At 72.6% G+C, this 17,929-nt stretch carries 16 protein-coding genes, 1 tRNA gene and 1 pseudogene; 11 read left to right on the top strand and 7 right to left on the bottom strand.

Features of this window, described 5'->3' with window-relative positions; all coding sequences use genetic code 11:
- Window positions 1-122 precede the first annotated feature (122 nt).
- Both C1I92_RS05420 and C1I92_RS05415 read left to right on the top strand, forming a co-directional pair.
- On the top strand, window positions 123-1,415 hold the full coding sequence (locus C1I92_RS05420; RefSeq protein ID WP_111253648.1) for an L-fuconate dehydratase: 1,293 nt from the start codon (window positions 123-125) through the stop codon (window positions 1,413-1,415).
- Complete coding sequence (locus C1I92_RS05415) at window positions 1,406-2,377, top strand: aldo/keto reductase (RefSeq protein WP_111253647.1); 972 nt, start codon at window positions 1,406-1,408, stop codon at window positions 2,375-2,377. Before C1I92_RS05420 ends, C1I92_RS05415 begins: the two co-directional genes overlap by 10 nt.
- Here C1I92_RS05415 and C1I92_RS05410 read toward each other — a convergent pair.
- Window positions 2,337-3,044: a phosphatase PAP2 family protein gene (locus C1I92_RS05410; RefSeq protein ID WP_146605028.1), complete on the bottom strand. Its 708-nt coding sequence runs from the start codon at window positions 3,042-3,044 to the stop codon at window positions 2,337-2,339. The genes C1I92_RS05415 and C1I92_RS05410 overlap by 41 nt on opposite strands.
- Window positions 3,045-3,117: 73 nt before the next feature.
- Between C1I92_RS05410 and cysS the strand changes: the two genes are divergently transcribed.
- From cysS to C1I92_RS05390, 4 genes are all read left to right on the top strand, one after another.
- The gene (cysS, locus tag C1I92_RS05405) at window positions 3,118-4,566 is read left to right on the top strand and encodes a cysteine--tRNA ligase (protein ID WP_111253645.1); all 1,449 of its coding nucleotides are present in this window, start codon (window positions 3,118-3,120) and stop codon (window positions 4,564-4,566) included.
- Entirely contained in the window at window positions 4,566-5,546 is a 981-nt protein-coding gene (gene rlmB / locus C1I92_RS05400) for a 23S rRNA (guanosine(2251)-2'-O)-methyltransferase RlmB (RefSeq protein WP_111253644.1), read from the top strand. The genes cysS and rlmB overlap by 1 nt, the downstream gene beginning before the upstream one ends.
- Window positions 5,547-5,618: 72 nt before the next feature.
- Window positions 5,619-6,767, top strand: a complete 1,149-nt coding sequence (locus C1I92_RS05395; protein WP_111253643.1) for an acyl-CoA dehydrogenase family protein — start codon at window positions 5,619-5,621, stop codon at window positions 6,765-6,767.
- Complete coding sequence (locus C1I92_RS05390; protein ID WP_111253642.1) at window positions 6,764-7,555, top strand: TrmH family RNA methyltransferase; 792 nt, start codon at window positions 6,764-6,766, stop codon at window positions 7,553-7,555. The genes C1I92_RS05395 and C1I92_RS05390 overlap by 4 nt, the downstream gene beginning before the upstream one ends.
- A 124-nt stretch (window positions 7,556-7,679) precedes the next feature.
- Here C1I92_RS05390 and C1I92_RS05385 read toward each other — a convergent pair whose 3' ends face one another.
- Window positions 7,680-9,266, bottom strand: coding sequence for an MFS transporter (locus C1I92_RS05385; protein ID WP_233506855.1), 1,587 nt, complete (start codon window positions 9,264-9,266; stop codon window positions 7,680-7,682).
- A gap of 120 nt (window positions 9,267-9,386) precedes the next feature.
- Here C1I92_RS05385 and C1I92_RS05380 point away from each other — a divergent pair, with 120 nt between their 5' ends.
- Window positions 9,387-9,776 (top strand): YciI family protein, encoded by a 390-nt coding sequence (locus tag C1I92_RS05380; protein WP_111253641.1) that lies wholly within the window; start codon window positions 9,387-9,389, stop codon window positions 9,774-9,776.
- A gap of 3 nt (window positions 9,777-9,779) precedes the next feature.
- Here C1I92_RS05380 and C1I92_RS05375 read toward each other — a convergent pair whose 3' ends face one another.
- Window positions 9,780-11,054, bottom strand: a complete 1,275-nt coding sequence (locus C1I92_RS05375) for a DUF4032 domain-containing protein (RefSeq protein ID WP_438940519.1) — start codon at window positions 11,052-11,054, stop codon at window positions 9,780-9,782.
- Window positions 11,055-11,115: 61 nt separating this feature from the next.
- Window positions 11,116-12,237, bottom strand: coding sequence for an ABC transporter ATP-binding protein (locus tag C1I92_RS05370; protein WP_111253639.1), 1,122 nt, complete (start codon window positions 12,235-12,237; stop codon window positions 11,116-11,118).
- Window positions 12,238-12,456: 219 nt separating this feature from the next.
- On the opposite strand from C1I92_RS05370, the gene C1I92_RS05365 reads away from it, so the two are divergent.
- The 3 genes from C1I92_RS05365 (at window position 12,457) to C1I92_RS05355 (ending at window position 15,695) form a co-directional block, all read left to right on the top strand.
- Window positions 12,457-13,494 (top strand): LacI family DNA-binding transcriptional regulator, encoded by a 1,038-nt coding sequence (locus tag C1I92_RS05365; protein ID WP_111253638.1) that lies wholly within the window; start codon window positions 12,457-12,459, stop codon window positions 13,492-13,494.
- A gap of 97 nt (window positions 13,495-13,591) precedes the next feature.
- Window positions 13,592-14,032 carry a CBS domain-containing protein gene (locus C1I92_RS05360; protein ID WP_111253637.1) on the top strand — a complete coding sequence of 147 codons (441 nt, stop codon included), beginning with the start codon at window positions 13,592-13,594 and terminating at the stop codon, window positions 14,030-14,032.
- Between the two features lie 346 nt (window positions 14,033-14,378).
- Window positions 14,379-15,695 carry an MFS transporter gene (locus C1I92_RS05355; protein ID WP_199520973.1) on the top strand — a complete coding sequence of 439 codons (1,317 nt, stop codon included), beginning with the start codon at window positions 14,379-14,381 and terminating at the stop codon, window positions 15,693-15,695.
- 71 nt (window positions 15,696-15,766) lie between these two features.
- Here the strand turns inward: C1I92_RS05355 and C1I92_RS35225 are convergent.
- Both C1I92_RS35225 and C1I92_RS05345 read right to left on the bottom strand, forming a co-directional pair.
- Window positions 15,767-16,237, bottom strand: a pseudogene (locus C1I92_RS35225) (aminoglycoside phosphotransferase family protein); the annotation flags it as partial.
- Window positions 16,234-17,010, bottom strand: a complete 777-nt coding sequence (locus C1I92_RS05345; RefSeq protein ID WP_111253635.1) for a class I SAM-dependent methyltransferase — start codon at window positions 17,008-17,010, stop codon at window positions 16,234-16,236. The pseudogene C1I92_RS35225 and the gene C1I92_RS05345, both read right to left, overlap by 4 nt.
- A gap of 38 nt (window positions 17,011-17,048) precedes the next feature.
- On the opposite strand from C1I92_RS05345, the gene C1I92_RS05340 reads away from it, so the two are divergent.
- On the top strand, window positions 17,049-17,522 hold the full coding sequence (locus C1I92_RS05340) for a GNAT family N-acetyltransferase (RefSeq protein ID WP_158564008.1): 474 nt from the start codon (window positions 17,049-17,051) through the stop codon (window positions 17,520-17,522).
- Between the two features lie 323 nt (window positions 17,523-17,845).
- On the opposite strand, the gene C1I92_RS05335 is transcribed toward C1I92_RS05340, so the two are convergent.
- A tRNA-Thr gene (locus C1I92_RS05335) sits at window positions 17,846-17,919 on the bottom strand.
- Window positions 17,920-17,929: the final 10 nt, after the last annotated feature.

The following is a 17,929-nucleotide window of genomic DNA, read 5'->3' as shown; positions in this document are numbered from 1 at the left end:
CCTGTCTCGTCGACGCCGATCGATCGCGCGAGTCATCCTAGGGCATTGTGGTCAGACCACACCAGATGGCAGACTGGGCTGGAAACATCCGATGTCTGTCCCCTTTCGCGAGAAGGCCGCCGATGAGTCAGATCACCGCGCTCGACACGTTCGACCTGCGCTTCCCGACGTCACGGATGCTGGACGGGTCGGACGCGATGAACCCCGACCCGGACTACTCGGCGGCGTACGCGATCCTGCGCACCGACGACGACGGTCCCGACGGCCACGGCTTCGTGTTCACGATCGGCAGGGGCAACGACGTGCAGGTCGCGGCGATCGAGGCGTTGCGGCCGATGCTCGTCGGCGCCGACGTCGAGGCGCTGCTGGCCGACCCGGGCGAGGCCTGGCGCCGGCTCGTGCACGACTCGCAGCTGCGCTGGCTCGGCCCGGAGAAGGGCGTCATGCACATGGCCATCGGCGCGGTCGTGAACGCGCTGTGGGACCTCGCGGCCAAGCGGGCCGGCGTCCCGCTGTGGCGGCTGCTGTCCGACCTCTCGCCGGAGCAGATCGTCGACCTCGTCGACTTCCGCTACCTCGAGGACGCGCTCACGCCGGCCGAGGCGCTGGAGCTGCTGCGGGCCGCGGCGCCGGGCAAGGCCGAGCGCGCGGCCCGGCTGGTCGCCGACGGTTTCCCGGCCTACACCACGTCGCCGGGCTGGCTCGGCTACGACGACGCCAAGCTCGCCCGGCTGACCCGCGAGGCCCTCGACGCCGGGTTCACGCAGATCAAGCTGAAGGTCGGCGGCGACCTCGACGACGACGTCCGCCGCCTGCGCATCGCCCGGGAGATCTGCGGCCCCGACGTGCGCATCGCCGTCGACGCCAACCAGCGCTGGGGCGTCGACGAGGCGGTGCGCTGGGTGAAGGAGCTGGCGCCGTTCGACCCGTGGTGGGTCGAGGAGCCGACCAGCCCCGACGACATCCTCGGCCACGCCGCCATCGCCGAGGCGATCGCGCCGGTCCGCGTCGCCACCGGCGAGCACGTCGCCAACCGGGTCATGTTCAAGCAGCTGCTGCAGGCCCGGGCGACGCAGTTCGTGCAGATCGACGCGACGCGAGTGGCCGGCGTCAACGAGAACGTGGCGATCCTGCTGCTCGCGGCGAAGTTCGGCGTCCCGGTCTGCCCGCACGCCGGCGGCGTCGGGCTGTGCGAGGCGGTCCAGCACCTGGCCATGTTCGACTACGTCGCGGTCAGCGGCAGCACCGAGGACCGCATCCTCGAGTACGTCGACCACCTGCACGAGCACTTCGCCGACCCGGTCCGGGTCGAGAACGGCCGCTACCGCGCGCCGGAGCTGCCCGGCGCGAGCACCGAGATCCTGGTCCCGTCGCTGGTCGCGCACCGGTACCCGGACGGTTCGGTGTGGCGCTGACGCTGTCCCGGCTGGGCTTCGGCGCCGCGCCGATCGCCGGGCTCTACACCGCAGTCGACCCGGACACCGCGGCCGCCACCGTCGACGCCGCGTGGGACGCCGGGGTCCGCTACTTCGACACCGCGCCGCACTACGGGCTGGGCGTGTCCGAGCGCCGCCTCGGTGTCGCGCTGGCCGGCCGCGACCGCGACGCGTACGCCGTCTCCACCAAGGCCGGCCGGCTGCTGGTCCCGTCGGGCGGCGGCGGACTCGACGACGAAGGCGGCTTCGCCGTCCCGGCCACGCACCGCCGCGTCTGGGACCTCAGCCGCGACGGCATCCGGCGCAGCCTGGACGAGAGCCTGGTGCGGCTGGGCCTGGACCGGGTCGACCTGCTGTACCTGCACGACCCGGAGGACCGGCTGGACGAGGCGCTGGCCACCGCGCTGCCGGCGCTGGCCGAGCTGCGCGACGAGGGCGTCGTCGCGGCCGTCGGCGCCGGGTCGAAGGACGGCGCGGCGCTGACCCGGCTGGTCCGGGAGGGCGGCCTCGACGTCGTCATGGTCGCCGGGCGGTACACGCTGCTGGAGCAGCCGGCGCTGACCGGCCTGTTCCCGGCCTGCGCCGCCGCGGGCACGTCCGTCGTCGCCGCCGGCGTCTTCAACTCCGGCCTGCTGGCCAGCCCGGAGCCGGACCCCGGCAGCACCTACGACTACGGCGCCGTGCCGCCGGCCGTGCTGGCGCGCGCCCGTGAGCTGGCCGCCGTCTGCGCCGAGCACGGCGCCGTCCTGCCGCAGGCCGCGCTGCAGTTCCCGCTGCGGCACCCGCTGGTCCGCTCCGCCGTCGTCGGCATGCGCAGCCCGGCCGAGGTGGAGCGGAACGCGGCGCTGCTGGGCGATCCCGTCGACCCGGAGCTGTGGGCGGCCCTCGAGGGGCGCGGGCTCATTCCGGCCGGCGCGGCCAGCGCGGCGCCGGCGCCCTGAGCACCGTCACCGAGATCATCAGGGCCAGCACCCCCAGCGCCATGCCGCCGGGGATGTCGCTGACCCAGTGGTAGTCGAGGGCGGTCATGAGGAAGCCGGTGACGACCACCAGCGCGCCGGCCACCCAGAGGTAGCGGCGGAACCGGACCGGGTCGGGCCACAGCCCCTGCGCCCCGAACAGCACGGTCACCAGCAGGAACCAGGTGAGCGTGGCGTTCGCGGTGTGCCCGGACGGGAACGCCTGGCCGACGCTGTACAGGACGTCCTGCCCGCTGGCCGGCGGGGTGCGGCCCAGGCCGAACTTGATCCAGTAGCCGATGACCAGCACCGTCGCCAGGCCGGAGGCGATCGCGATGGGCACCCGGATGCTGCGCTGGCGGTAAGCCACGTAGAGCCCCACCGCGGCGATGATGGGCAGCGTGTACAGCCGCTGCCCCCCGAGACTGGCCAGCGCGTCGAGGAGGTCCTTGGTGACGCCGGTGGGCTGGCGGGCGTCGACGTAGACGTGGAAGTCCCAGTCCCAGGCGATGAACCAGCCACGCTCCACGACCAGCCAGGTCATGAGGCCCAGCAGCGCGGCGCTGAGGAGACCGGCGGACACCGACGGAGCCCACCACGGCCATTCACGCCGGGTGGACACTCGGGTCTGAACGTCGTCGGTCACCATGGTCACTGCTCATTGTCCCCCATCATGGCGGCGATCGGGGAACGGCGACGGTCGCACCGCGTACCCTTGTCCGGTGAGTCTTCGCCTGTACGACACGGCCAGCAGTGAGATCCACGACTTCGTCCCGGTGGTGCCGGGCAAGGTCGGGATCTACCACTGTGGGCTGACCGTGCAGGGACCGCCGCACATCGGCCACATCCGCAAGGAAGTCGTGTTCGACGTGCTGCGGCGCTGGCTGGAGCACAACGGCTACGAGGTCACGATCGTGGCCAACGTCACCGACATCGACGACAAGATCCTCACCAGGTCGGCCGAGGCGGGCCGGCCCTGGTGGGCGTGGGCGTACGAGAACGAGCGCGCGCTCGACGCCGCCTACGAGGTGCTCGGCTGCCTGCTGCCCACCTACCAGCCGCGGGCCACCGGGCACATCCCCGAGATGGTCGAGCTGATGAACGAGCTGATCGAGCGCGGTCACGCCTACGTCGCCGCCGACGGCTCCGGCGACGTCTACTTCGACGTGCGCTCGTGGCCCGCGTACGGCGAGCTGTCCGGCCAGAAGATCGACGAGATGGAGCCGGCCGCCGACGCCGACCCGCGGGGCAAGCGCGACCCGCGCGACTTCGCGCTGTGGAAGGGGCACAAGCCCGGCGAGCCCGAGACCGCGTCGTGGCCGACGCCGTTCGGCCGCGGCCGCCCCGGCTGGCACCTGGAGTGCTCGGCGATGGCCGGCAAGTACCTCGGCGACGAGTTCGACATCCACGGCGGCGGCATCGACCTGCGCTTCCCGCACCACGAGAACGAGCAGGCCCAGTCGCGTGCGGCCGGGCGCCCGTTCGCCCGCATCTGGATGCACAACGCCTGGGTCACCATGGCCGGCGAGAAGATGAGCAAGTCGCTGGGCAACTCGCTGCTGGTGGCCGACGTCGTGCAGCGGATGCGCCCGATCGAGCTGCGCTACTACCTCGCCTCGCCGCACTACCGCAGCCACGTCGACTTCTCCGAGGAGGCGATGGCCGACGCGGCCGCGGCGTTCCGGCGCATCGAGGGCTTCGTCGTCCGCGCCTCCGAGGTGACGACCGACGTCCGGCCGGCCGCCGACGTGCCCGCTGCGTTCCGCGCGGCGATGGACGACGACCTGTCCGTGCCGCAGGCACTGGCGGTGCTGTTCGACACCGTCCGCGAGGGCAACACGCTGCTGACGTCCGGCGAGCGGGTCGAGCTGCGCGCCAACCTCGCGTCGGTGCGGGCCATGCTGGGCGTGCTGGGGCTGGACCCGCTGTCCGAGCCGTGGCTGGGCCTGGGGACGGTCGGCAGCGGCGGCGACCGGCTGCGCAGCGCCGTCGACACGCTCGTCCACACCGTGCTCGAGCAGCGGCAGCGGGCCCGCGAGAGCCGCGACTTCGCCACCGCCGACGCGCTGCGCGACCGGCTCAAGGCGGCCGGCATCGTCGTCGAGGACAACCCCGACGGGACTCGCTGGCAGCTGGCCGACGAGCCCGGCGACCACGGAGGCAGCATCTGATGGCCGGCAACTCCCAGCGCCGCGGCGCCATGCGCAAGACCGGCACGAAGAAGGGCATGGTCGTCGGCTCGGGCGGGCAGCGACGCAAGGCGCTCAAGGGCAAGGGCCCGACGCCGAAGGCCGAGGAGCGCCCGTCCCACCCGGCGGCACGCAAGGCGGCGGCCGCCCGTAGGGCGGAGGAGCGTGCCGGCGAAGCCCGTCGCGGCGCCGCGACGGGGCGGCCCGGCGCCGCCGAGACCGTGGCCGGGCGCAACGCCGTCGTCGAGGCGCTGCGGGCCGACGTGCCGGTCAAGGCGCTCTACGTGGCCGAGCGCATCGACAGCGACGACCGCGTTCGCGAGGTGCTGAAGGTCGCCGCCGAGCGTGGGCTGCCGCTGCTCGAGGCGCCGCGGTCGGAGCTCGACCGGATCACCGGCGGCGCCGTGCACCAGGGGCTGGCGCTGACGCTGCCGCCGTACGAGTACGCCGACCCCGCCGACCTCGTCGCCGCCGCGTCCGACGCCGGCGAGGTGCCGCTGATCGTCGCGCTCGACGGCGTCACCGACCCGCGCAACCTGGGCGCCGTCGTCCGGTCCGCCGCCGCGTTCGGCGCCCACGGCGTCGTCGTGCCGGAGCGGCGCAGCGCGGGCATGACGGCCGGCGCCTGGAAGACGTCGGCCGGCGCGGCCGCGCGGACCCCCGTCGCCAAGGCCACCAACCTGGCCCGGGCGCTGCGCGCTTACAAGGACGCCGGGCTGTTCGTCGTCGGGCTCGACGGCGCCGGTGAGGTCGAGCTGGCGGCGGCCGAGGTGCTGGACCAGCCGGTCTGCCTGGTGGTCGGGTCCGAGGGCGCCGGCATGTCCCGCATCGTCACCGAGACCTGCGACCTCGTCGTCCGCATCCCGATCGTGAGCAGCGTCGAGTCGCTCAACGCCGGCGTCGCGGCCGGGGTGGCGCTCTACGAGATCACCCGGGCCCGGGCCGCCGGCGGGCCACGGTAGGCTACGGCCGTCCACTGACGCCGTCGCCCGGGCGATCCCCGGACACGGCGCCGAGCGCGGAGGTATCCGGACGTGTCCGTGGAGCGCATGCTGCCCACGCCCGAGGCCGACGACCTGATCGGCCTGGTTCGCGACATCGCAGAGCGAGAGCTGCGGCCGCGCGCCTCGGCGGCGGAGGAGGCGGGCGAGTACCCCCGCGACCTCGTCCGCACGCTCGGACGCATCGGCCTGCTGGGCCTGCCCTATGAAGAGACCTACGGCGGCGGCGGGCAGCCGTACGAGGTCTACCTGCAGATGCTCGAGGAGCTGGCGCAGCGCTGGACCACCGTCGCGCTGACCGTCAGCGTGCACACGCTGTCGTGCTGGCCGCTGGCCACCCACGGCACTGCTGAGCAGCGCAAACGCTGGTTGCCGGAGATGATCGGCGGCGACCTGCTGGGCGCCTACTGCCTGTCCGAGCCGCACGCCGGCTCCGACGCGGCCGCGCTGACCACCCGCGCGGCGCGCGACGGCGACTTCTACGTGCTGACGGGCACCAAGGCGTGGATCACCCACGGCGGCGTCGCCGACTTCTACACGGTCTTCGCCCGCACCTCCGACGACGGCACTCGCGGCATCTCGTGCTTCCTGGTGCCCGCCGACCTCCCGGGGCTCTCGTTCGGCGCGCCGGAGAGGAAGATGGGGATGACGGCCTCGCCGACCACGATCGTCAACCTCGACGGCGTCCGGGTGCCGGTCGAGCGGCGGATAGGCCGCGAGGGCGACGGCTTCGGCATCGCGCTCGAGGCGCTGAACTCCGGCCGGCTCGGCGTCGCCTCGATCGCGACCGGCCTGGCCCAGGCGGCTCTGACCTCCGCCGTCGACTACGCGCGTGAGCGCGAGCAGTTCGGCCAGCCGATCATCGATCACCAGGGCCTGGGCTTCCTGCTCGCGGACATGGCGGCGGCGGTCGAGTCGGCCCGGGCGCTGTACATCGTCGCGGCCCGGCGCCGCGACGCGTCGCTGCCGTTCCGGCACCAGGCGGCGGTGGCGAAGCTCGTGGCCACCGACAACGCGATGCGGGTGGCGACGGACGCCGTCCAGGTGCTCGGCGGCGCCGGCTACACCCGCGACCATCCGGTCGAACGGTACTTCCGCGAGGCGAAGGTCATGCAGATCTTCGAGGGCACCAACCAGATCCAGCGGCTGGTCATCTCGCGCGAGCTGCGGTCGCACGGGTGAAGGCGGTCGAGCGGCGCAACGCCACGTTCCAGCAGTGGCAGGCGTTGCTCACCAACCGGTCCAAGCGGCAGTCCAGCGGCGAGCTGCTCGTGCAGGGCGTGCGGCCGATCACGCTGGCCGCCGCGGCCGGTGTGCCGTTCGTGTCGCTGCTGTTCGACGGCCGGCCGCGGCCCTCGTCGTGGGCGGCCGAGCTGATGGCGTCCGGCCTGGCGCCGGTCGTGCGGGTGGCGCCGTCGCTGCTGGCCGAGCTCGGCGAACGCTCCGACGGCCCGCCCGAGGTGCTCGCCGTCGTCCGCCGGCCCTCCGACTCGGTCGACCGGCTGCCGTCGGTGGCGGCGCCGCTGGTGGTGGCGTTCGACCGGCCCTCGTCGCCCGGCAACGTCGGGTCGCTGGTGCGCTCGGCGGACGCGCTGGGCGCGCACGCCGTCGTCGTGACGGGGCACGCGGCGGACCCGTGGGACCCGCAGGCGGTGCGGGCCAGCACCGGGTCGGTCTTCACGATCCCGGTGCTGCGGCTGCCCGGGCCGGCGCCGCTGCTGTCGTGGGCCGCCTCCGCCGGCGCGACCGTCGTCGGCACCGACGAGTCCGGCACGGTCTCGCTGCCCGACGCGCCGCTCGCCGGCCCGGTCGTCGTGGTGATCGGCAACGAGACCACCGGCATGAGCCGCGCCTGGCGCGACGCCTGCGACGTGGTCGCCCGGATCCCCATGACCGGCGGCGCCAGCTCCCTCAACGCGGCCGCCGCCGGCGCCGTCGTCCTGTACGAGGCCCTGCGTCAGCGCTCCTGAATATCCTTGAATCGCTCCCGCGCCTGCTGAAGTTCATGGGCTCAAGCAGTAGTGGGCCCCGAACGCGGGAGAGCCGGGACCGGTCGGTCGACCGGTCCCGGCTCCCGGGACAGCGCTTCGAGGATCAGGCCGCGGCGGGCTCCGGCTCGGCGTCCGTCACCTCGGCCGTCTCCTCGACGGCCGGGGCGGCGGCCGGCTGGAACCGGCGGAACAGCGTCACCCCGACGATGGCGAAGACGAACATCGCGGCGGCGCCGATGCCGGCGACCGTGTTCAGGCCGGTCATGAACGCCTCACGAGCGGTCTCCAGCAGCGGGCCGGCGACGTTGGCGGGAAGGCCGGTGGCGACGGCGGAGGCGCCGGCCAGCGAGTCCTCCGCGGCGGTCGCCAGCTCGGCCGGCGTGCCGTCGGGGATCGTCAGCTCGGAGCGGTAGATCGCGGTGCCGAGGCTGCCCAGCGACGCGATGCCGAAGGCGATGCCGAACTCGCCGCTGGTCTCCTGGACCGACGCCGCGGAACCGGCCTTCTCCGGCGGGGCGGAGCCGACGACGATGTCGGCGCTCACGGCCGCACCCGGGCCCAGGCCCACCGTCGCGACGATCAGGCCGGCGACGATCACGCCGAGGCCGCCGCTGGCACCGGCCTGCGTCATCAGCGCCAGCCCGACGGCCGCCACGCCCATCCCGCCGCCGATCACCCAGCCGGCGCCGAACTTCTGGTTCAGGGCCGGGCCGAACATCGTCCCGCCGATCATCGCCAGGGACGGCGCGACCAGCCACAGCCCGGCCTGCAGCGGCGACAGGCCCTCGACCAGCTGCAGGTACTGGCTGACGAAGAGGAAGATGCCGCCCATCGCGAAGCCGCCGACGGAGAAGATGCCGAGCGCGGAGGTGAACCGCTTGTTCTGGAACAGGCGCAGGTCCAGCAGCGGGTCGGCCAGCGTCAGCTGCCGGCGGGCGAACACCACGCCGACGACCAGACCGACGGCGACGGCGCCCAGGGCCACCGTGCTCACGCCGTCCTTGGCCAGCTCCTTCAAGCCGTAGATGACCGGCAGGATCGTGGCCAGCGACAGGCCCACGCTGACGAGGTCGAGCCGGCCGGCATCGGGGTTGCGCGACTCGGGCAGCAGCACCGGGCCGGTGGCCAGCAGCAGCACCATCACCGGGACACCGAGCAGGAACACCGAGCCCCACCAGAAGGCCTCCAGCAGCACCCCGCCGATGGCCGGGCCGAGCGCCGTCCCGCCCATGAAGCAGCTCATCCACACCGCGATCGCGACGCCACGCTGCTTCGGGTCCTTGAACATGTTGGAGATCAGGCCGAGGGTCGACGGCATCAGGGTCGCGCCGGCGATGCCCAGCGCCGTCCGGGTGCCGATCAGCATCTCCGCGCTGGTGGACCAGGCGGCGAGCGCCGACGTCACCGCGAACGCGGCCGCGCCGATCATCAGCAGCTTCCGCCGGCCGATCCGGTCGCCCAGCGTGCCCATGGTGATGAGGAAGCCGGCCACCATGAAGCCGTAGATGTCGGTGATCCACAGCAGCTGGGTGCTGCTCGGCTGCAGGTCCGCCGCCAGCTGGGGCAGGGCCAGGTAGAGCACGCTCATGTCGAGTGCGAGCAACAGGGTGGGCAGGGCCAGGACGCCCAGGCCGATCCATTCGCGCTTGCCGGCTCGCTCCACGGGAGCCGAGGTGTCGATCGTCGTCACGGTGATCCCTCTCTCAGGTCTTCTCGATCGCGCTGTCACCGGTACGTCGGGCCGTGGGCGGTGATTTCGACAGAGAAGAACGTGACCTGCGTCACATGCTCGTTATGAGAGGCTGGGTCCGTGAAGTACCTGCTGCTCATCTACAACAATCAGACCATCGGCACCGGGCCGGACCCCGACGCCGAGGCTCGGCTGCAGGGGCACATGACGCTGGTGAAGGAGCTCGACGCGGCCGGCCGGCTGGTCAGCTCGGCGGCGCTCGGCGACGGGTCGGGGGTGCGGACGGTGCGCCTGGGCGCCGGCGGTGGCGTGCCCGCGGTCACCGACGGGCCGTTCCTGGAGGCGAAGGAGCTGCTGGCCGGCTACTACGTCGTCGAGTGCGACACCATCGACGAGGCGGCCGAGGTGGCGACGCGGATCCCGTGCGGCGCCGGCGGGGCGGTCGAGATCCGGCCGGTGAACGAGGAGGTCACCGACCTCGTCAGGGGCGACATCCCGCACCGGAGCTGAGGCCTACTGCAGGTCGCTCCAGGTGATGCGGAACGGCTGCGTGGTGTCGGCCTCCGCGCTGGTGCCGCCGAGAATGGCCAGCTCGTCCGGCTTGTGCCGCAGCACGGTGTCGGCGTAGTCGCGCGCGGCCTCCTCCAGCCCGATGTCGCGGCCGAGGTTCTCGGAGAGGTACCAGCGGTGCTCCAGCACCTCGTGGAAGATCTCCGGCCCCTCCAGCTTGCCGCGCAGGTCGCGCGGGATCGCCCGCAGCACCGGCTCGTAGCTGTCCATCACCCACGCGTTGGCGACGATCTCCTCGTCCTCGCCCTGCTGCTCGGTGACCGCGGCGTACGTGTCGAGGTCGTTGAGCAGCCGGCGGGCCTGGTTCTCCTGCGCGTCGATGCCGGTGAGGCGCAGCAGCCGGCGGGAGTGATGCCCGGGGTCGACGACCTTGGGCTGGACCCGGATGGTGCGCCCGCCGATGTCGGTGACGATGTCGAGCTCGTCGACGTCGAAGCCCAGCTCGTTGAGGCGGTCGACCCGGCGGGCGATGCGCCAGCGCTCGTTGACGTCGAACGCCTCCCACTCGGTGAGCTCGGTCCACAGCGCCTCGTACCGCTCGACCACCTGGTCGCTGACGCCGATCGGGTCGACGCTCTCGTCCAGCTGGCCGGCGGCGAGCAGGTCCATCATCTCGCCGGCGATGTTGGTGCGGGCGGTGTCGAGGTCGTGCGCGCGCTGTCCGTCGCTGAGCCCGTTGTGCAGCTCGCCGGTCTCGGCGTCGACGAGGTAGGCGGCGAACGCGCCGGCGTCACGGCGGAACAGCGTGTTGGAGAGCGAGCAGTCGCCCCAGTAGAAGCCGGTGAGGTGCAGCCGGGCGATCAGCACGACCAGCGCGTCGATGAGGCGGTCGACGGTGTCGCGGCGCATCATCCGCGCGAACAGGGCCCGGTAGGGCAGCGAGAACTGCAGGTGCCGGGTGACGAGGACGGAGTCCAGTGACTCGCCGCCGGGCGCCTCGCGGCCGCTGACGACGCCGACGGCCTGGACCGCCGGCACGTCCAGCCGGGCGAGGTCGCGCAGCATCTGGTACTCGCGGTCGGCGTACGGCTTGACGATCTCTTTCAGCGCGTAGACGTTGCCGCCGAGCCGGGTGAAGCGGACGACGTGCCGGGAGATGCCGCGGGGGAGCGCGACCAGGTACCACTCCGGCCACTGCTCCAGGGGCATGTCCCAGGGCAGGTCGAGGAGCGCCTGCTGCTCGCGCGGTGCGGCGAGGATCCGAAGCTCCATGGACATCATTGTCCCGTACGGAGGCCGGATCCTCGCCGCGGGCGTTCAGCTGGTGGTCAGCCCTGGATCAGGGCTCCAGCCGCTCGCCGGTCTTGACGGAGAAGAAGTGCTCACTGCCCGGACGGACGGTGAAGTTGATCTTCTCGCCCTTCTGCGGCGCGTTCCGCGGCTCGACCCGCGCGATGATCTGGTCGCTGCGCAGCCGGTCGGCCTGCTCCTCGGCGGCCGGGCCGGCCGGGCGGCCGTACACGTACGCGTCCGAACCGAGCTCCTCGACGACGTCGACGAGCACCGGGATGCCGCCGGTCTCCTCGGCCGAGGCCGGGAGCAGCGACTCGGGCCGGAAGCCCAGGACGACGGTGTCGGAGCCTTCCGCCGCCACCTTCGAGGAGATGGATGCCGGGATGGCGACGTCGGCGTTGCCGAGCGTGGCGCGGCCGTCCTTGACGTCGAACGTCGCGATGTTCATGGCCGGCGAGCCGATGAAGCCGGCGACGAACACGTTGGACGGCTTGTCGTACAGGCCCAGCGGGCTGTCGACCTGCTGCAGCAGGCCCGCGTTGAGCACCGCGACCCGGTCGCCCATCGTCATGGCCTCGACCTGGTCGTGGGTGACGTAGACGGTGGTGATGCCCAGGCGGCGCTGCAGCGACGCGATCTGCGTGCGGGTCGACACGCGCAGCTTGGCGTCGAGGTTCGACAGCGGCTCGTCCATGAGGAACACCTGCGGCTCACGCACGATCGCGCGGCCCATGGCGACACGCTGGCGCTGTCCACCGGAGAGCGCCTTCGGCTTGCGGTCGAGGTACTCGGCGAGGTCCAGCAGCTTCGCGGCGTCGCCGACCCGGCGGCGGATCTCGTCCTTCGACACACCGGCGATCTTGAGCGCGAAGCCCATGTTGTCGGCCACCGTCATGTGCGGGTACAGCGCGTAGTTCTGGAACACCATCGCGATGTCCCGGTCCTTCGGCGGCATGTGGGTGACGTCGCGGTCGCCGATGCGGATGGCGCCGCCGTCGACCTCTTCGAGGCCGGCCAGCATGCGCAGGCTGGTGGACTTGCCACAACCGGAGGGGCCGACGAGAACGAGGAATTCCCCGTCCTCGATGGCGAGGTCGAGTGCGTCGACCGCCGGCTTGTCGGTCCCCGGGTAGATCCGGGTGGCCTTGTCGAACGTGACCGTAGCCATCGTGTTTCCCTTCACCGGCAGGTACGTGCCGGACGATCCGTAGTGAAGTGGCCCGGGTTATGAAACCCGTGTATGAAGTTGTCCCGCGGGTTACTGCCAGGTTGCGGGTGTTACGAGACACTATATGGCGGCGTGCGCCACGTCACCCGGGCGTGACGTAGCTCACGATGGTACGCGCGTGGCCGCTGACCGGGTTGGCCCGCGCGGTACCGTCCGTCCATGACGGTGCGGCTCAGCGACGTCGCCCTGCACGCCGGGGTCAGCGAGGCGACGGTCAGCCGGGTGCTCAACGCGAAGCCGGGCGTGGCCGCGCAGACCCGGCAGGCGGTGCTGGCGGCGCTCGACGTGCTCGGCTACGAGCGGCCCAGCCGGCTGCGCTCGACCAGCGCCGGGCTCATCGGGCTGATCGTGCCCGAGCTGGAGAACCCGGTCTTCCCGGCGTTCGTGCAGGTCATCGAGACGATCCTGGCGCAGCGGGAGTACACGCCGCTGCTGTGCACGCAGACGCCGGGCGGGATCACGGAGGACGAGTACGTCGAGATGCTGCTCGACCGCGGCGTCGCCGGCATCCTGTTCGTCTCCGGGCTGCACGCCGACAGCACCGCGAGCCCCGCCCGCTATCACCGGCTGCGCGAGCTGGGACTGCCGATCGTCCTGGTCAACGGCCACGTCCCGGGCCTGGACGCGCCGTCGGTCTCGACTGATGACGTCGCGGCGGCCGAGCTGGCCGTCCAGCACCTCGCCTCGCTCGGGCACCGTCGCATCGGCCTGGCCATCGGGCCGCGCCGGTTCGTCCCGGCGGCCCGCAAGATCGAGGGCTTCACCCGGGCGATGCGGGCCGTGCCGGGCGCGCCGGACCCCGTCACGCTGGTGGCGACGTCGTTCTTCACCGTCGAGGGCGGCCGGGCCTGCGCCTCCCAGCTGATCGACGCCGGCTGCACGGCGATCGTCTGCGGGTCGGACCTGATGGCGCTCGGCGCGGTGCGTGCGGTGCGGCAGCGCGGGCTCGCGGTGCCCGGCGACGTGTCCGTCGTCGGCTACGACGACTCGCCGCTCGTCCCGTTCACCGACCCGCCGCTGACCACCGTCCGGCAGCCGGTGCCGGCGATGGCCGCGGCCGCGGTGCAGGCGCTGCTGGAGCAGCTGGCCGGCGTCCCGGCGGACCGTGCGGAGCTGCTGTTCACGCCGGAGCTGGTGCTGCGCGGATCGACCGGGCCGGCGTCCACCGGCACGCGTCCGGCGGACAATCCGGGGTAAAAGCAGTCGCGACTCTGCAGAAGCCTTTCCGGATCGGCGCGAAGGCCGTACGGTTCGAAGGCACCAGGAGTACTCCGAGCCGGCGAGGAGGCCCCCGATGCGCATCTCCGACATCATCCGCACCAAGGGCAAGGGCGTTGTGACTGTCCCGCCCGACACCGACGTCCGCACGTTACTCACCGTCCTGGCCGACAACGGGATCGGCGCCGTGGTCGTGTCGGCCGACGGCAGCTCGATCGCCGGCATCGTCTCCGAGCGCGACGTCGTCCGGGCGCTGGCCGCGCGCGGCGCCGCCGTCCTCTCCGAGCCGATCTCCGCGATCATGACGGCCGACGTCCAGACCTGCGCGCCGCACCAGCACGTCGACGAGCTGGCCGCCGCGATGACGGTCGGGCGGTTCCGGCACATGCCGGTGGTCACCGACGACGGCACGCTCGACGGCATCGTCAGCATCGGCGACGTCGTGAAGATCCGCATCACCGAGCTCGAGGTGGAACGCGACTCGCTCTCGACCTACATCCGCACCGCATCGACATAGGTGTCGTTGGGCCCATCCGGCCCTCCACCGATCGGCCGATCTTTCCTGACGTTTGCCGGCAAATCGGGCGACGTGTTCCCAGGTCCGGGCCTGTCGACATGCACGAGAAGTCGATCTCTGAAAGTCTTTGCCCGGTCGAATTTTCGCGAGATGTCATGCGTTGTGAGCAGCGGCGCATTCTCGGACGTGGCGGCCTTCGGGCCGCCACTTCCGATTGTGGGGACCGCCTGAAATCAAACCCGCAGTCGGAATGGTCACACACCCTCGTGACCGAAGTCGGAGGACTCGGTGCTCCCTCCTGGAGTGCCGGGTCCTCTGCGACCGCCGCGGTGGACAATAGCGTTCTATGCCGACACCGCGCCGCGCCTGGACCATCTGGGCCGTCGGCGTATCCGCGTACATCGTCGCCGTCATGCACCGCACCTCGTTCGGGGTGGCCGGGCTGGACGCGGCGGACCGTTTCGACGTGTCGGCCAGCGTGCTCGCCTCGTTCGTCGTGCTGCAACTGGTCGTCTACGCCGGACTGCAGATCCCGATCGGGCTGTTGCTGGACCGGGTGGGCGGGCGCCTGCTGGTCGCGTCCGGCGCGCTGCTGATGGCCGGCGGCCAGGCCGTGCTGGCGCTGGCCGACTCGGTGCCGCTGGCCGCGGCCGGCCGGATCCTCGTCGGGACGGGCGACGCGCTGACGTTCGTCAGCGTGCTGCGGATCGTCTCGGCCTGGTTCCCGCCCGGCCGGGTCCCGGTGATGACGCAGCTCACCGGCCTGGTCGGGCAGGCCGGCCAGATCCTGTCCGCGGTGCCGTTCGTCGCCGTCCTGCACGCCTACGGCTGGAGCGCGGCGTTCGGGTCCGCGGCGGCGACCGGCGTGCTGGTGGGCGTGCTCGCCGCCGTCGCGCTGCGCGACACCCCGTCGCGCGTCGCGCAGCGGCCGCAGGACGCGTCGATCCGGCACCTGGGCGCGGACCTCGTCACCGCGTGGCGGCATCCGGGCACCCGGCTCGGGCTGTGGACGCACTTCACGACCCAGTTCTCCGGCACGGTGTTCGCGCTGATGTGGGGGTTCCCGTTCCTGGTCTCCGGCGAGGGGCGGTCGGAGGCCGCGGCCGGCGCGCTGCTGACGCTGACCGTGCTGGCCGGCGTCGTGGCGGGGCCGGTCATCGGCGTGATGGTGCAGCGCCATCCGCTGCGGCGGTCCTGGCTGGTGCTGGGGATCGTGGCGGCGAACGCGGCCGCCTGGACCGCCGTCCTGCTCCTGCCGGGGCGGGCGCCGGGCTGGCTGCTGGTGCTGCTCGTGCTGTCGATGGCCCTGAGCGGCCCCGGCTCGATGATCGGGTTCGACTTCGCCCGCACGTTCAACCCGCCGAACCGGCTGGGCACCGCGACCGGCATCGTCAACGTCGGCGGGTTCCTCGCCTCGCTGCTGACGATCCTGGCGATCGGCCTGGTCCTCGACGCCCGCGCCGGTGGGTCGTCGGCGCAGTACTCCCTGGACGACTTCCGGGTGGCGATGTGCGTTCAGTACGTGATGTGGGCGATCGGGCTGGTCGGCATCCTGCGCACGCGCCGACTGGCCCGCCGTCGCATGGCCGCCGCCGGCGTCGTCGTGCCGCCGCTGCGCGACGTCATCGCCGCCCGCCGTCGCCGCCGTCGAGAGCAGCCGTGAAGCTGTGGCGATGGCTGTCGATGAACGCGTGCTCGCGCCAGGTCCACGCCACCACCTCCGGCGCCTTCGGGTCGTCGCGGCCCGACCACCACGCACCATGTCCACGCCAGGTAGGCGACGTCCTCGAGCGGGTCGCCGGGCGCGGCGAAGTCGAAGTCGATGAACGCGACCGGGACGCCGGCGCGGAAGACGACGTTGTTCGGGCCGGGGTCGTGGTGGCAGACGACGGGGTACGGCTCGGCCAACCGGCTGCCGAAGGTGGCGTCGTGGAAGTCGCGCAGTAGTGCGGCCGCGGCGCGCACCTGGGCGTCGGCCCATGTGCGGAACCGGGCCGGGACGTCGCCGACCAGGTAGCTCAGCACGTCGCGGCCCTGGTCGTCGCTGCCGAGGTGCCGGGGCGCGCCGTCGAAGCCGCGCTCGGCGAGCCACTGGAGCAACGCCGCGACGAAAGGGGAGTGCGGCCCGGCCGGACGGCGCACGGTGTCGCCGATGCGGACGACGCCCGGGGTGAGGCGGCCGCCGGTCAGGGGCTGTTCGGTCATGTGCGGGCGACGCGCAGCTCGTAGAGGTAGGCCTTGGTGACGCTGCCGCCGTAGTGGTCGTCGATCAGCCCGCCGATGCAGGCGAACAGGCCGCTTCGCCGGTCCGGCGTGAGTGCGCGGTGGCCCGAGTAGGTGGACAGCAGGTCGAGGTAGCCGCGGGTGTCGTACGTGACGTCGGCACGGTAGCGGCGCCGGATGGGTGGGCCGAACAGCGGCGACTCGTCGATCTCGTCCTCGAACGGCGCGATGTCGTCGGCCGGGGTGAGGCGCAGGCCGGGCGGGGTCGCGGGGTCCCAGTGCTCGTAGCACTCCTGGACGTCGGCGAAGAAGTCCTCGGTCCCGCCGGCCACGTGCTCCGTCGTCACCGTGGCCAGGGCGCCGCCCGGCCGCAGCAGCGTGGCGACCCGTTCTGCCCGCACGGCCGGGTCCAGCCAGTGCCAGGCCGTGAACGACGTGACGAGGTCGGCGGACGCGGGCGGCGCGGCCCAGCGCTCGAACGCCGCCTCGACCACCTCGACCGGCAGCCCGTCGGTCCGCTCCTGCAGCACCGCCGCCAGGTTCGCCCCCAACTCGACGGCGACCACCCGCGCCCCGCGCGCCGCCAGCGCCAGCGTCGCCTGCCCGGTGCCGGGCCCGATCTCGACGACGCGCGTGCCCGGACCCAGCCCGGCCAGCTCGCCGAGATCGTCGAAGATCGCCACCGGATACTCCGGCCGGACCCGTGCGTACAGAGCGGCGTCCTCGTCGAAGATGCCGCGCAGCTCCCGGCTCATGCCACCGATCGTGTCATGGCTCGGGCAGGATCGATCGGGTGACCGTCGCGATCTCCGCTGCACGACTCCCCGATGACGCCGAAGCGCTGGCCCGCGTCTATGTGTCGAGCGCGGCGCATCACCTCGCCCTCGACCCGGACCGCTACCGCGTCCCGCCGGTCGACGCCGTCGTCGAGCGCTATCGGGAGCCGCGGCCGGCCGGCGAACGGATCCTGGTCGCCAGACTCGACGGCGAGGTCGTGGGCTCCGCCTCGGTGGCGCGGCTGCCGCGACCCGGCCCGGCCAGCATGCTCGCCGACGTCGCGACCGCCTCCCTGGACGTCGCGGTGCTGCCGGAGCATCGCGGCCAGGGCATCGGCCGCCGCCTGCTGGAGGCGGCCGTCACGACGGCGGCCGGTCTCGGCGCCGTTCGCCTTCAGCTCGACGCGCACCACGCGAACGAGGGCGCGCTGCGGCTGTATCGCGACCTCGGATTCCAGCCGATGGGCGTGCTACTGAGCCGGACGGTGTAGGGAGCCCGAAGTCGTCTCCTGGCTCAACACAGAGGCGACAGGTGTCTCAGGTGATCTGCGACAGAGCTGATGTGCTGAGGAAGCGGTACGAGGCCGCGTCGTCACCCGGCGCGTCAACGGGCGCCTGCACCACATGAGCGGTGGTGGGCCCTGTCTTCGGGTTGATCATCACGGGACGGGTGTCTCGTCGCCGGGGGCGACCTTGGGAACCTGCTGATGCCCGCGAAACCGGCGGATGCGCGCCCCACCGACGGTTCCGGGCCGGCGTCGGTCTGGTTCCGGCGGTCTCGCGGGCATCCACCGTCGTCATGGGGTAACGAGGGAGCCCGAAGTCGGATTCGAACCGACGACCTACCGCTTACAAGGCGGTTGCTCTGACCAGCTGAGCTATTCGGGCAGAAGGGGAA

The sequence above is a fragment of the Jiangella anatolica genome, from assembly GCF_003236295.1.
GTDB lineage: Bacteria > Actinomycetota > Actinomycetes > Jiangellales > Jiangellaceae > Jiangella > Jiangella anatolica.
Note: the sequence above shows the minus strand (reverse complement) of the source record. Positions and strands in the feature narration are given on the sequence as shown.

What these genes read in the sequence shown, in the direction of transcription:
- C1I92_RS05375 (WP_438940519.1), bottom strand. Translation starts at nt 11,054, where the DNA reads ATGTCCATGGAGCTTCGGATCCTCGCCGCACCGCGCGAGCAGCAGGCG.
- C1I92_RS05370 (WP_111253639.1), bottom strand. Translation starts at nt 12,237, where the DNA reads ATGGCTACGGTCACGTTCGACAAGGCCACCCGGATCTACCCGGGGACC.
- C1I92_RS05345 (WP_111253635.1), bottom strand. Translation starts at nt 17,010, where the DNA reads ATGAGCCGGGAGCTGCGCGGCATCTTCGACGAGGACGCCGCTCTGTAC.
- C1I92_RS05420 (WP_111253648.1), top strand. Translation starts at nt 123, where the DNA reads ATGAGTCAGATCACCGCGCTCGACACGTTCGACCTGCGCTTCCCGACG.
- C1I92_RS05365 (WP_111253638.1), top strand. Translation starts at nt 12,457, where the DNA reads ATGACGGTGCGGCTCAGCGACGTCGCCCTGCACGCCGGGGTCAGCGAG.
- C1I92_RS05360 (WP_111253637.1), top strand. Translation starts at nt 13,592, where the DNA reads ATGCGCATCTCCGACATCATCCGCACCAAGGGCAAGGGCGTTGTGACT.
- rlmB (WP_111253644.1), top strand. Translation starts at nt 4,566, where the DNA reads ATGGCCGGCAACTCCCAGCGCCGCGGCGCCATGCGCAAGACCGGCACG.
- C1I92_RS05355 (WP_199520973.1), top strand. Translation starts at nt 14,379, where the DNA reads ATGCCGACACCGCGCCGCGCCTGGACCATCTGGGCCGTCGGCGTATCC.
- C1I92_RS05410 (WP_146605028.1), bottom strand. Translation starts at nt 3,044, where the DNA reads ATGGTGACCGACGACGTTCAGACCCGAGTGTCCACCCGGCGTGAATGG.